Source organism: Aestuariimicrobium kwangyangense DSM 21549, from assembly GCF_000421525.1.
GTDB lineage: Bacteria > Actinomycetota > Actinomycetes > Propionibacteriales > Propionibacteriaceae > Aestuariimicrobium > Aestuariimicrobium kwangyangense.
Genome location: NZ_ATXE01000001.1, coordinates 70487 through 83803 on the forward strand (window position 1 = coordinate 70487; position 13317 = coordinate 83803).

Annotated in this window: 12 protein-coding genes and 1 riboswitch; of the genes, 7 read left to right on the top strand and 5 right to left on the bottom strand. The window is 69.9% G+C overall.

The window, feature by feature from the left end; all coding sequences use genetic code 11:
• Positions 1-5: 5 nt before the first annotated feature.
• Positions 6-1226, top strand: coding sequence for an ornithine--oxo-acid transaminase (gene rocD, locus H507_RS0100365; protein WP_026377555.1), 1221 nt, complete (start codon positions 6-8; stop codon positions 1224-1226).
• 8 nt (positions 1227-1234) lie between these two features.
• Positions 1235-1296, top strand: a riboswitch (guanidine-III (ykkC-III) riboswitch).
• 34 nt (positions 1297-1330) lie between these two features.
• A complete protein-coding gene (locus H507_RS0100370) occupies positions 1331-1645 on the top strand; it encodes a DMT family transporter (RefSeq protein ID WP_022908733.1) in 315 nt (104 codons plus the stop codon).
• A 45-nt stretch (positions 1646-1690) separates the two neighbouring features.
• On the opposite strand, the gene H507_RS0100375 is transcribed toward H507_RS0100370, so the two are convergent.
• Positions 1691-2305 (bottom strand): response regulator, encoded by a 615-nt coding sequence (locus tag H507_RS0100375; protein WP_022908734.1) that lies wholly within the window; start codon positions 2303-2305, stop codon positions 1691-1693.
• Positions 2306-2388: 83 nt separating this feature from the next.
• Between H507_RS0100375 and H507_RS0100380 the strand changes: the two genes are divergently transcribed.
• Positions 2389-4326, top strand: a complete 1938-nt coding sequence (locus tag H507_RS0100380) for a vWA domain-containing protein (protein ID WP_084707565.1) — start codon at positions 2389-2391, stop codon at positions 4324-4326.
• Between the two features lie 67 nt (positions 4327-4393).
• Here H507_RS0100380 and H507_RS13655 read toward each other — a convergent pair whose 3' ends face one another.
• From H507_RS13655 to H507_RS13660, 3 genes are all read right to left on the bottom strand, one after another.
• Positions 4394-6451: an MMPL family transporter gene (locus H507_RS13655; protein WP_022908736.1), complete on the bottom strand. Its 2058-nt coding sequence runs from the start codon at positions 6449-6451 to the stop codon at positions 4394-4396.
• 258 nt (positions 6452-6709) lie between these two features.
• Complete coding sequence (locus H507_RS0100395; protein WP_022908738.1) at positions 6710-7288, bottom strand: NADPH-dependent FMN reductase; 579 nt, start codon at positions 7286-7288, stop codon at positions 6710-6712.
• Between the two features lie 136 nt (positions 7289-7424).
• The gene (locus H507_RS13660) at positions 7425-8603 is read right to left on the bottom strand and encodes a sensor histidine kinase (protein WP_022908739.1); all 1179 of its coding nucleotides are present in this window, start codon (positions 8601-8603) and stop codon (positions 7425-7427) included.
• Positions 8604-8928: 325 nt separating this feature from the next.
• Between H507_RS13660 and H507_RS13665 the strand changes: the two genes are divergently transcribed.
• The 4 genes from H507_RS13665 to H507_RS13675 all read left to right on the top strand — a co-directional run bounded on the left by H507_RS13665 (position 8929) and on the right by H507_RS13675 (position 11870).
• Positions 8929-10173, top strand: a complete 1245-nt coding sequence (locus H507_RS13665; RefSeq protein ID WP_084707648.1) for an LLM class flavin-dependent oxidoreductase — start codon at positions 8929-8931, stop codon at positions 10171-10173.
• Positions 10173-10820 (top strand): CE1759 family FMN reductase, encoded by a 648-nt coding sequence (locus H507_RS13670; protein WP_022908741.1) that lies wholly within the window; start codon positions 10173-10175, stop codon positions 10818-10820. Before H507_RS13665 ends, H507_RS13670 begins: the two co-directional genes overlap by 1 nt.
• A gap of 98 nt (positions 10821-10918) precedes the next feature.
• The gene (locus H507_RS0100415) at positions 10919-11320 is read left to right on the top strand and encodes a helix-turn-helix transcriptional regulator (protein WP_022908742.1); all 402 of its coding nucleotides are present in this window, start codon (positions 10919-10921) and stop codon (positions 11318-11320) included.
• A 64-nt stretch (positions 11321-11384) separates the two neighbouring features.
• A complete protein-coding gene (locus H507_RS13675) occupies positions 11385-11870 on the top strand; it encodes a VOC family protein (protein WP_022908743.1) in 486 nt (161 codons plus the stop codon).
• A 7-nt stretch (positions 11871-11877) separates the two neighbouring features.
• Here the strand turns inward: H507_RS13675 and H507_RS0100425 are convergent, their stop codons facing one another.
• On the bottom strand, positions 11878-13317 hold the full coding sequence (locus tag H507_RS0100425) for a rhamnulokinase (protein ID WP_026377556.1): 1440 nt from the start codon (positions 13315-13317) through the stop codon (positions 11878-11880).

Below are 13317 nucleotides of genomic sequence, written 5' to 3' on the forward strand. Positions count from 1 at the left end.
ACATCATGTCCGCCACCGAACGGGCGATCGAGCAGGTCGAGAGGCATGCCGCGCACAACTACCTCCCCCTTCCGGTCGTCATCGCCGCCGCGGACGGTGCTTGGGTCACAGATGTGGAGGGCGGACGACACCTCGACTGCCTCGCCGCCTACTCGGCGGTCAACTTCGGCCATTCCAACCCACGCCTGGTCGAGGTGGCGAAGGCCCAACTCGACCGGGTCACCCTGACCAGTCGGGCGTTCCACTCCGCGGGCATCGGCCCGTTCGTCGAGGCACTGGCCCAGCTGTGCGGCAAGGAGATGGTGCTGCCCATGAACACCGGCGCCGAGGCTGTGGAGTCGGGCATCAAGGTGGCTCGCCGATGGGGGTATCTCGTCAAGGGAGTATCGGCCGACCGGGCCGAGATCATCGTCGCCCACGGGAACTTCCACGGCCGCACCACGACCATCATCAGCTTCTCGGACGATCCTGACGCGCGCGAGGGGTTCGGCCCGTTCACCCCCGGTTTCGTGCTGGTGCCCCACGGCGATGCCGCGGCGCTCGAGGCCGCCATCACCCCGAACACGGTGGCGGTGCTGCTCGAACCGATCCAGGGGGAGGCGGGCATCCATGTGCCCTCCCCCGACTACCTGCGCGAGGTGCGCCGGATCACGCGAGAGCGTGGCGTGCTGTTCATCGCCGACGAGATCCAGTCAGGTCTGGGACGCACCGGGGAGACCTTCGCCTGTGACCTGTGGGGGGTCGTCCCCGATGTCTACCTGCTGGGCAAGGCGTTGGGCGGTGGCATCGTCCCCGTCTCGGCCGTGGTCGCTGATGCCGAGGTGCTCGGGGTGCTGACCCCCGGCTCCCACGGCTCGACCTTCGGAGGCAACCCACTGGCGGCAGCCGTGGGACTGGAGGTGGTCCGCATGCTCGAGGAGGGCACCTTCCAGGAGCGCGCGCGGCGCCTGGGCCACAGGCTGCATGACGAGCTCGCCGGGCTGGTCGGGCACGGGGTGACCGAGGTGCGCGGGGCGGGTCTGTGGGCGGGGATCGACATCGACCCGGCCGTGGGTTCGGCGCGCGACGTCTGCCTGCGCCTGCTGCGGGGCGGTGCCGGGCTCACCAGTGTGCTGGCCAAGGACACCCACGGCCAGACGGTGCGGTTGGCTCCCCCACTGGTGGTCACCGAGGACGAGATCGACCTGGTGGTCGCCGCCTTCCGTGCTGCCGTCACCGGGGTGTGAGAGGCTGGTCACCGCCCCCCAGGGGCCCGGACGAGGGAGCCGTACCCGGACCATGGACAAGACGGCCATCACCCCACTCCCCCATCTGAACCAAGGAGTGCCTGATGGCATGGATCGTCCTCATCGTGTCCGGACTGCTCGAAGCCGTGTGGGCCACTGCCCTCGGCAAGTCCCAGGGTCTCAGCCGGCCCGTCCCTTCGATCGTGTTCGGTGTCGCCGTCGTGGCCAGCATGGTCGGGTTGGCCCAGGCCATGCGCACGCTGCCGGTCGGAACCGCCTACGCCGTCTGGGTCGGCATCGGTGCGGCCACCACCGTGGCCTGGGCCATGGCCACCGGTGCTGAGCCGGTCAGTCTGGTGCGGGTGCTGCTGATCGTGGTGCTCGTCGGCTGCGTGGTGGGGCTGAAGTTCACCCACTGACCGCCCGGATCGCCGGCGGCATGGGTCATCAGCGCACATGGGTCCTCAGCGCAGCAGTCCCAGTTCGCGCGCGCGGGCAACGGCACCGGTGCGCGAGTCGACCCCCAGCTTGCTGAACGCCCTGACCAGATGGGTCTTGACGGTGGCCTCGGTGACGAACAGGTGCTTGGCGATCTGGCGGTTCGTCGCTCCCTGCGCGACCAGGCAGAGCACCTCGAGTTCGCGGTCGGAGACCTCGACCCTGGGGCCCCTCAGGGTGGCCGTCACCCGCACCGTCTGTTCGGGTGAGAAGACGTCGTGCCCCATCGCCGCGGCACGCACCGCCTCGATGATGCGCTCCGGGGAAGCATCCTTGAGCAGGTATCCGGACGCCCCGGCCTCGACCGCCCGCACGATGTCACGGTCGTGGTCGTAGGTGGTGAGCACCAGCACGGGCACGCGAGCGCTGAGTTGGCCCGCCAGCCAGACGCCGTCCTGGGTGAGGTCACCCAGGCGAAGATCGGTGAGCACCAGGTCGGGCGCGTGGGTGTCGACAGCGGCCAGCGCCTCCCGGGCAGTGGCGACGCCCGCCACCACGTCGAGATCGGGCTCACTGCGCAGCAGGGCCTGCAGCCCCTGACGGACGACCGGATGGTCGTCGACGAGCACGATGCGGATCACGAGCCCACTGTAGGAGGCTGCGCCGCCGGTTCCGACCCTCGAGGCGGCTACCCTCGGAGCGTTTCGAGCGAAGGGGAGCGCCCATGGCGACCAGGAGTCTTGTCCGAACGATCATGGTGGCGCTGCTGGCGACACTGACGGTGGCCGGGACCACTGTTCTCGCCGCCCCACCCGCCCACGCCGAGCAGGCCGGAAAGCTGCTGCTGGTGCTGGACTCGTCCGGTTCGATGGCCGAGAAGGCTGCCGATGGCAAGACCCGCATGGAGGCCGCCAAGGCCTCCCTCAACACCGTGATCGACTCCCTCGACCCCGCCGCCAACGTGGGACTCCGGGTCTACGGGGCGAAGGTGTTCGACCGCAGCGCGGGCAACGCCTGCGCTGACTCCCAGCTCGTCGTCCCGATCGGCACGAACAACAAGGCTGCCCTCAAGGGGGCCGTGGCCACGTTCAAACCCTTCGGCGAGACACCCATCAGCTACTCCCTCGAGCAGGCGGGGAAGGATGTCGGCAATTCGGGGCAGCGCTCCATCGTCCTCATCTCCGACGGCGAGGAGACCTGCAGCACCAATCCGTGCACCGCAGCCCAGAAGTTGGCCAACCAGGGCATCGACGTGCGCATCGACGTGGTCGGGTTCGACGTGGCGGGCAAGGCCAAGCAGCAGTTGCAGTGCGTCGCCAAGGTGGGCCGCGGCCAGTACACCGACGTGAAGGACACCGCCGAGCTGACCGACCAGCTCAACCAGGCGAAGAAGCGTGCCTCGGAACCGTTCGAGGTGTCGGGGACCCCCGTGCAGGGAGCCCCGGACGCCGCCTCAGCGACCCCGATCACCGCTGCCACCTGGACCGACACCATGCCGGCGCCGGGGAAGAAGAAGTTCTACCGGCTCGACCGCACCATGGACCGGTCCACCTTCTGGGCCGGCCTCACGATGACCCCGACGCTGACCCCCGACAAGAACTACGCCTTCACCTCGATGAAGGTCGTCCCCCAGGACGCCGGCTACCCGACCTGCGGCTCCGGCTATCCCTATGCCTGGACCACGCGCGGACGCACCGCAGGCCTGATGACCGGACGCGCCAACTCGGCGGGACGCAGGGACGACTCCATCACCGAGTGCCAGACCAGCCAGTTGGTGCTGCAGATCGAGGCGGACGACGCCGACGACGCGCCCGACCTGTCGAAGCAGAAGTTCCAGCTGAACGTGTTCGAGGAGCCTCCCGTCGAGCAGGAGTCGTCGCTGCCGACGGCCGTTCCCGAGGACAAGCTCCCGTGGACGCCCATCAAGCCCGTGAAGGCCACCCCGGTGGTCACCGCCACCAGCCTGACCAAGGCGCCCAGCGTGCAGCCGGGCACCCACACCTTCGACATCGTCCCCGGTGAGTTCCGGGTGCTGAAGGTGCCCGTCGGGTGGGGGCAGCGCCTCGAGGCGACCCTGTCGACCGGCCGACTGCCCCAGTACAAGGGCAAGGACGACTACGACAAGATGGAACTGACCCTGCTCGCACCGCTGGGCGGCGAGGCCAACGCCCGCTACGACAAGCCCCCACACGCCGACTCCGACATCGTCTGGGACGACGGGGTCAACCTGGCCGCAGGGACCCGTGAGGTGCGCTACCGCAACCGTCACTCCCTCGACGAGGCGAGCGTGGCCGCTGGCCTCGCCGGCGAGTACTACGTGGTGGTGACGTTGTCGAAGAACCCCACCTCGCCCGCGAACACCATCCCGGTCACGCTGACGCTGCAGAACATCGGCACCGCCGGCACCGGGGCGCCCACCTATGAGGAACCGTCGCTGCCGAAACCCTCCGGGAGCCCCTCGGCTGAGCCGACCTCCGACCCGACCTCGGCCTCGCCGGGTGACCCCACGTCGGAGGCCTCGCAGTCATCGAGGCCGACCGGGGCCAACACCCCCCGTGACGGTGGACGCAACTGGCCGCTCATCGCGGGGCTCACCCTGCTGGGGCTGGCTCTGGGCGGGTTCAGCGTCTGGTACGCCAACCGCACCCGGCGTCGTCCCTGACTGGCGCCACGCCAGTCGAGTGGCAGCCTGCGAGCGTGTCGAGACCCGTGGGCTCACAGGCACGCCCTCAGCCCTGCGCGCCCGCCCCGGTGCGACGCCGAGGCCACCAGATGCGGTGCCCGATCAGCGTGAACAGGGCCGGGACGATGACCGTGCGCACCACCAGGGTGTCGACCAGCACCCCGAGGCACACGATGATGCCCAGCTGCCCCATCACGACCAGGGGGAGCACCCCCAGCGCCGCGAAGACAGCGGCCAACACGATGCCTGCCGAGGTGATCACCGCGCCGGTGTGGCGGACGGCCTCGACCGTGGCCAACCGGGTGGCGTCCTTGCCCGAGCGCAGTGCGTACTCGGAGCGGATCCGTTCGACGAGGAAGATCGTGTAGTCGATGCCGAGCGCCACCAGGAACAGGAAGGCGAACAGCGGGACCTCGATGGCGTAGGCGGGCTTGTCGATGAACGTCCGGCTCAACCACCAGCCGGCACCCAGGGCAGCGGCCGCGCTGGCGGCGTTGACCGTCAGCAACAGCAGCGGAGCGATCGCGGAGCGGGTGAGAGCCGTCACCACCACGAAGCAGACCAGCAGGATCAAGGGGGCGATCACCTTGAGGTCACGGCTCTGGGCCTCGCGCTGGTCGAGGTCCTGGGCGGTCTGCCCGCCCACCACCGCAGTCGGGTCGATCGCAGCGGCGGTCGTCCGCAGGTCACGCACCAGCTGGAGCGACTCGGCGGTGCCGGGCACGGGGCTGCCGGTCACCTGCAGCGACACCCGGCCACGAGCCTCGTCCGCGCCGGTCGGCAGCACCCGGACGACACCGGGCTCGGCCGCCAGGCCCTTCAGCAACGCCGCCTGGCGATCACTGGCCGCGACCACGGTCAGGGGGGAGGTCTCCCCGGCGGGGAAGTGCGAGGCCACGGTCTCGAGACCGGTGGCCGACTCCGAGGCCACGCGGAACTGGTCGGCCTGGTCCAGACCGACCCGCACCCCCAACAGCCCGGTGGCGAACACACCCAGCACCGCCAGGCCCGCGACCAGGGAGACCACCGGACGAGCGGTGACCCCGCGGGCGATGGCGCCCCAGACACCCGGCTTCTGCACCTGGTCGGAGTCGACCCGAGGCACGAAGGGCCAGAAGATCCGGCGGCCGACGATCGCCAGCAGGGCAGGCAGTCCCACCAGGACAGCGATCAGCGCGCAGAGCAGCCCCGCCGCGCTCGCCAGGCCGAGCCCACGGGTGTTCGGGAGGGCGGCGAACAGCAAGGTCATCAGGCCACCGACCACGGTGAGGTTGCTGGCAAGGATGGCGCCGAGGCTGGCCCGCCATGCCGTCCAGAGCGCGACGCGGTGGTCGCTGTGCCGGTGCAGTTCCTCCCGGTACCTGCTGATCAACAGCAGTGCGTAGTTGGTTCCGGCACCGAAGACGAGCACGCTGACGATGCCCGGCTCCCCGTGCCACCCCGACACGATCGCCAGCGCATTGGTGAGGGTCTGGGCCAGCCGATCGGCGATGCCGACCACCACGAGGGGGATGAGCCACAGCACCGGGGAACGGTAGGTGATCAGCAGCAGCACGGCGACGATGCCGACGGTGACCGCCAGCAGGGTGAAGTCCGCGCCCTCGAAACTCGCTGCGATGTCTGCGCCGAACGCGGGACCTCCGGTGATCTGCATGGTCAACTCGTTCGGACGCTGCTCGGCCACGGCAGCGCGCAGTTCCTTGACCTGCTGCTTGTTGGCGGCGTCGTCCTCGGTGGCGGGCACCGGCACCAGCGTGATCGCGGCCTTGCCGTCCTCACTGATCGTGGGCCTGGGCACGGCCTTCAGGGCGCCAGCCACTGTGGCGACCCCACCCAGGTCGGCCTGGGTGAGCGCACCACCGTCCGTCCGCGTGGTGACCAGCAGGACGACGGAGCGGTCTGAGCCGGGGAACGATGCCAACTGCTCGGCTGCGATCCGGGACTGGGCCTCGGTCGGCAGGTTGGCGTCACGGCTGGCGGTCGACAGTGATCCCAGCACCCCGCTCAGTCCGACGAAGACGACCAGGTAGGCGACCAGCACCAGCCACGCGCCGACCTTGCCCACCATGGTCCTGCTCGTCAGCGCCTCGCCCTGCTTGCTCATGTGCACTCCTCAACCCGCCCCGATGGCTTCTTCGAGGTTAGGTGCGGGGCACCTCCCGGCGCGTGGGCGGATCGTCCATCGTCTGGTTGACAACGAACCGGCGACCGCGGGGGTGGGGGTTCCCGCGCGTGTCCAGAAATGGCCCCGACTCGCGTCCGTGGACCAGATCCAGCGGCACCTGCCGATCATGGGTCCACTTCTGGACATGGAAGAGGGGCGCCACCGTGTGGTGGCGCCCCTCCATCGGGCGTCTGTGACTCAGGCAGCGTCCTGGTCTGCCGCTTCCTCGGCGAGGGCGTGCTCGACAGCCGTGAGCAGGCCGAGCACCTGGTCGGCGACGGGCGCGACGAGGGCCGCGGGGTCGGCCACCAGTCCGTTCTCACCGGGGGCGTTGTCGCCGAACGGGATGGCGACGGGCTCGGTGACCAGCTGCATCTGGTAGTTGGGGATGATGCTGGCGAGCTGGGCGTTCGCGCGGCCCGCACCTCCCCAGCCGTAGCCGACGAGGCCGGCGGGCTTGCCATTCCACTCGGCGAAGACCACGTCGAGGGCGTTCTTGACCGAGGCGGGATAGCCACCGTTGTACTCGGGGGTGACGAAGATGAAGGCGTCGGACTCGTCGACGACCTTGGCCCAGGCGCGGGTCGACTCCAGTTCGTAGCGGCCCATCCGGGGCGGGAGGGTCTCCTCGGCGAGGGGCAGGTTCTGCTCCTTGAGGTCGACCAGGCGCACCTCGTGGTCCGTGGCGTTCTGCAGCAGGGGCAGCAGCTCACGCGCGACCTGCTCGCCCACCCGAACGGGGCGGGTACTGCCAATGACAACCGAAATGGTGGACATGTGGTTCCTCTCAGTTGGCCGTACTGCGGCCTGACGTGTTCCGCCTCCCCAACGCAGTTGAACACTCAATCATTCCCGCGGAGGTCGGGATTTCGCCGAATGGGACGCCCACCGGGGTGGGCCCGTGCGCAGCTCGTCAGGCCGGAGGTGTCGCTTCCACGACCGTCCCGGTGCGCTGGTCGTCCTGGCCCGAGGACGTGACCACCAGCCGCCAGCCGATCTCGTCCAGACGTCGTCGGATCAACTCAAGCCCGTAGCCGGAGCCGGTCCGTCGGGGATCGAACCCTCGTCCGTCGTCGGAGACCACCAGGCCCTGCGGTGACACCTGCACCGTGCACCGGTGTGCTCCGGAGTGACGGACGGCATTGGCCACGGCCGACTGGGCGACCCTCAGCAGGGCAACCTCGACCTCGGGCTGGAACCGCCGGCCCGCCAAGTCGTCCTCGAGTGTCACCAACAGGTCTGGGGTGGACGAACGATCCGCCAGGCGCGCCAGGGCCGCCACCAGGGTGGTGTGCGTCAGGTCGGCTGGCGCCAGGGCGGCGACGAGTTGGCGGGCCTCGGCGAGCCCCGAGAGGGACGACTCGCGCGCCTGCACCACCAGGGGCTCCGCAACTGCCGGGCTGTCCGGGAGCGCGCGCAGCGCGGAAGCCAACAGCAGGCTGATGCCCTGGAATTCCTGGGCGAGGGTGTCGTGGATCTCGCCGGCCAGTCGTTCGCGCTCGGCCATCACCCCCGCGTCGTGTTGGGCGGCGGACAGGTCAGCCCTGGTGCTCTCGAGTTCGGTGATCAACCGCTGACGGTGGTCGCTCTCGCGCACGAGGGCGTTGAAGGTCATCACCGTGGCGACCGCGACCGCGGCACCGATGGTGGGCCCCAGCACCAGCGGCCACGTCAGTCCGCCGTAGTGGCGAGCCATCCCGGCCTCGGTGGCGACGAGTTCGACCACGAGGGCCACCACACCCAGACGCATCCCGAGCAGGTGGAGCGACAGGAAGAAGAGCGGGAAGGCGACGTAGGCCGCCCCCACCGAGAGCCACAGCAGCATGAGCCAGGCCAGCAGGAGGGCCACGAACCAGATCAGCAGGGTCACCCGCTGGCGCCCGCGCAGGTCGTGGGCATCGGCTCGTCCATCACGCAGCACCGGCAAGGCCACGACCCCCACGAGGTGGACGAGCACCATCACCACCGCGGCCGCCCACGTGGCACCACGCGCCTGGTCAGTGCTCGGGAGGACGGCGACGGTGCCCACGGTGAGCGCGATCACGAGCGCGTGCAGTGCCCAGCGGATCCGGGTCACGGCGTGGGCTTGCACCCGTCCAGACTAGGGGGCTCGACCGGGGCGAGCGTCATGGGCCGCGGCCGGTGCTGGGTGCCCGCGTTCCGGGCAGGATGCCCGCGTCCCGGGCAGGATGCCCGCGTTCCGTGCACCTGCCCCCGTCCAGGGACAGGGCAGCTGAGCCCAAGGAGGGCAACTGGCCCCGAAGGCGGGCAACTGGCGAGACCCCGGTGGGCCCGCCCATCCCTGGCCTATAGTTGAATTCTCAACTAACTGGAATGCCGAAGCATCCCCCGGCGTTGAGACGGACGAATCGGGAACCACCCCGCACCAGACTCCAGGTCACCACATGGGAGACATCATGCAGTTCGGACTCTTCACCGTCGCCGACGTCACCACCGACCCGACCACCGGCAAGACACCCAGCGAGTACCAGCGCATCAAGGCGCAGGTCGAGATCGGCAAGCTCGCCGACCAGGTCGGCCTCGACGTGATCGCCTACGGGCAGCACCACAACCCGCCCTTCGTCGCCTCGTCCCCCACCACGACGATGGCCTATGTGGCGGCGCAGACCGAGAACATCCTGCTGTCGACCGCAACCACGCTGATCACGACCACCGACCCGGTGCGCATCGCCGAGGACTACGCCACCCTGCAGCACCTGACCGACGGACGCATGGACCTCATGCTCGGACGCGGCAACACCGGCCCCGTCTACCCGTGGTTCGGCAAGGACATCCGCAAGGGCATCGAACTGGCCATCGAGAACTACGACCTGCTGCACCGGCTGTGGCGCGAGGACGTCGTCAACTGGGAGGGCAACTTCCGCACCCCGCTGCACGGTTTCACCTCCACCCCGCGTCCGCTGGACGGTGTGGCCCCGTTCGTGTGGCACGGCTCGATCCGCAGCCCCGAGATCGCCGAACAGGCCGCCTACTACGGTGACGGGTTCTTCTCGAACCACATCTTCTGGCCGGCCAGCCACACCAAGGCGATGGTCAGCCTCTACCGTCGTCGCTACGAGCACTACGGTCACGGCGCCGCCCACCAGGCGATCGTCGGGCTGGGTGGCCAGGCCTACATCGCCCCCACCTCGCAGCAGGCCGTGCGGGAGTTCCGTCCCTACTTCGACAACGCCCCCGTCTACGGCGGTGGCCCCTCGCTGGAGGACTTCACCGAGCAGACCCCCCTGGTCGTCGGGAGCCCCCAGCAGGTGATCGAGAAGGTGCTCGGATTCCGTGACTACGTCGGTGACTACCAGCGCCAGCTGTTCCTGATGGACCACGCCGGCCTGCCGCTGCCGACCGTGCTGAAGCAGATCGAACTGCTGGGCACCGAGGTCGTCCCCGTGCTCCGCAAGGAGTTCGCCGCCCTCAAGCCGGCCGACGTACCGGACGCCCCGACCCACCGCTCGCTGGTCGAGGCCGCGGGAGGACCTCACGAGAGCATCGACACCACCCCCAGGACCGACCGGTGGACCGGCACCCGCGCCGAGGACGCCAACCACCTCGAGCCCGCCAACCACCTCGAGCCCGCCAATCACCTCGACCCCGCCAATCACCTCGACAGGGCCACGGCCGGGCTCAGCCAGGAAGGAAACCACTGATGCGCCGCATCACCATCGTGCAGGCCGGCCTGCGCAACCCCTCCACCACCGCCATGCTGGCCGACGAGCTCAAGGTCGCCGTGCAGGATGCGTTCGTGATGGCCGGGGACGAGGCCGAGGTCACCGTCGTCGACGTGCGCAGCCACGCCCACGCCGTGGTCGACAACATGCTCACCGGGTTCCCGTCCCAGGCACTCGAGCAGGCGATCGCGTCCGTCACCGAGGCGGACGGCCTGGTCGTCGTCACCCCGACCTTCTCCGCCTCGTACTCGGGCATGTTCAAGAGCTTCATCGACGTGATCGAACCGGGAGCACTCGCCGACAAGCCGGTGCTGCTGGCCGCGACCGGTGGCACGGAGCGCCACTCGCTGATGATCGACCACGCGCTTCGTCCGCTGTTCGCCTACCTCGGGGCTGACGCCGTGCGCACCGGTGTGTTCGCCGCGACCGCCGACTTCGGGGACGCCGAGGGCTCGCAGGTCTCGACCCGGGTGGCCCGGGCCGCCGGTGAGTTGGCGGCCCGCGTCGTCGGGTCCGGGCGATCCGTCGCGGCGGAGCAGTCGCTGGCAGCGACAGAAGCGGTCGGCGACGACGAGGTACCGGGGTTCACGCCCTTCGAGCAGTTGCTGGCCCGCGTCACCCGCTGACCAGCACCCGCCCATCGACCCAGCCCCATCCCCCCACGCCCCCACAGCCCATCTCCCCCGCACCCGGATCCACCGGCCAGCAGAGGGACTGTGATGGGATGGCTGGCGTGGAGCACGACGACCTGATCCGGTTGCGGCGAGCCCGCGACCGGATCGATCGCGACTACGCCGAGCCGCTCGACGTGCCGGCCCTCGCCTCGGAGGCGCTGATGTCGGTCGGCCACTTCCAGCGCCAGTTCAAGGCCGCCTTCGGCGAGACCCCCCACCAGTACCTGATGACCCGGCGGATCGAGCGCGCCCAGGCCCTGCTGAGGCACGGCACGATGAGCGTCACAGAGGTCTGCATGGCCGTCGGGGCCACCTCGCTCGGCTCGTTCTCGGCGCGGTTCACCGAGTTGGTGGGCATGACACCGAGTCAGTACCGCGCCTCCTCCCATGACGAGTGGGCCGGCATCCCGGGCTGCTTCGCCAAGCACGCGATCCGGCCCCGCCGCAGCTGACCCGACCGGCAACCGGTCAGGAACGGAGAAGCCTCCGCCCCTGGCCCGCCGTAGCGTTGCGGTCATGACGAACTCACTCACCCTGGCCAATTGCTTCATCACCGTCGACGATCCCGAGGCCGCGCTCGCCTTCTACCGCGACGTGCTCGACCTCACGGTCGTCAAGGACGTCAAGAACGGCGACTTCCGCTGGCTCACCTTCTCGACCCCCACCCAGCCCGAACTCGAGATCGTGGTGCAGCAGATCGGCGTCGGCGGCCTGCCCATGTCGGACGAGGACAAGCAGGCCCAGGCGTCCCTGCTCGCCAAGGGACTGCTGTCGGCACTCATCTTCTCCGTGGACGACGTCGACGCACTCTTCGAGAAGGTGCGGGCCTCGGGTGCCGAACTTCTGCAGGAACCGCAGGACCAGTTCTACGGTGTGCGCGACTGCGCCTTCCGCGATCCGGCCGGGAACATGGTCCGGTTCAACCAGGTGCTGCCCCAGCCGGCGGGCGGCCAGGCTTCGGGGGGCCAGGCTTCGGGGGGCCAGGAGAAGGTGCAGGCCTGAGATGTGCCTACCGGCGGCCCTTCGAGGGCAGGTACCTGTGGGTGACCGTGCTGCGCGCCACCACGGCGCGCAGCTCGGCCGGGTCGTCGCCGAGGAGACCGGCGACCCGCGCCTGCACGAGCAGGTTGCCCAGGGCAGTGGCCTCGACGGGACCGGCGACCACCGGCAGTCCGACTCGATCGGCCGTGAGCTGGCAGAGCAACCCGTTCTGGGCCCCACCGCCCACCAGGTGCACCACCTCGACCTCGTGCCCGGCCAGCGCAGCGGCCCGGCGCACGGCGTCGGCGAAGGCGGCGGCCAGCGACTCGACCACGAGCCTCACGGTGCCGGCGCGCGAGGTGGGCACCGGTAGAGCGTGGTCGCGGCACCAGTCGTCGAGACGGTCGGGCATCGTCCCTCGTCCGGCGTCGTTCGGGGCGAGGAAGCGGTCGTCGTCCACGTCGACGAGACCGACCGGAACGGGTAGCCGCCCGGCCTCGGCGAGCAAGCCCTCCAGGTCGTCGGCCGCGCCCCAGGCCCGCAGGCACTCCGTGATCAGCCACAGGCCCATCACGTTGTGCAGGAATCGGGTGGTCCCGCCCAGCCCACCCTCGTTGGTGAACCCGGCCAGGCGGGCGTCCTCGGTGATGACGGGGCGGTGGAGCTCGAGACCGACCAGGCCCCAGGTGCCACAGCTGATGTAGGCGAACCGGTAGCTGACGGCGGGTACTGCGGCGACCGCACTGGCGGTGTCGTGGGAGGCGACCGCCACCACCTCGGACGAGTACCCGACCCGTTCGGCCACTGCGGGCAGCAGTGACCCCAGTCGTGTTCCCGGGTCGACCAGCGGCGCGAGCAGCCCGGTTGGCAGGCCCAGCCTCCGCATCAGGTCGAGGTTCCACCCACGGGTCAGCGGGTCGAGCAGTCCGGTGGTGGAGGCGTTCGTCCGCTCGGTGACCTCGACCCCGCACAGCCAACTCGCCAGCAGGTCGGGAACGAGCAGCATCCGATCGGCGGCCTCGAGCCAGCCGGGGGCTTCGGCCGCCAGCTGGAAGCAGGTCGTGAACGGCAGGTGCTGCAGCCCGTTGATGCGGTACAGCTCGGCCGGCCCGATCTTGGCGTGGACCCGCTCGACCCCACGCTGACAACGGTCGTCGCGGTAGTGGAAGGGAGGATGGAGGAGACCACGCGTCCCCCCGCCGGTGGTGCCGACCAGCCCGTGGTCGACCGCCCACGAGTCCACGGCGACGGAGTCGACGGGACCTGCCCGGTGCAGACCCTCGAGAACCTGCTCGAACAATCCCGCGACGTCCCAGTGCAGACCGTCCTCCATCCGCGCCGGCTGGTTCGGGAAACGGTGCACCATGCCGAGCTCGACCCTCCGGTCGGGCGTCAGTGACCCCACCACGACCCTCCCACTGGAAGCGCCCAGGTCGGCGGCCGCGAACCGCCCCCCAGCAGCGCTCAC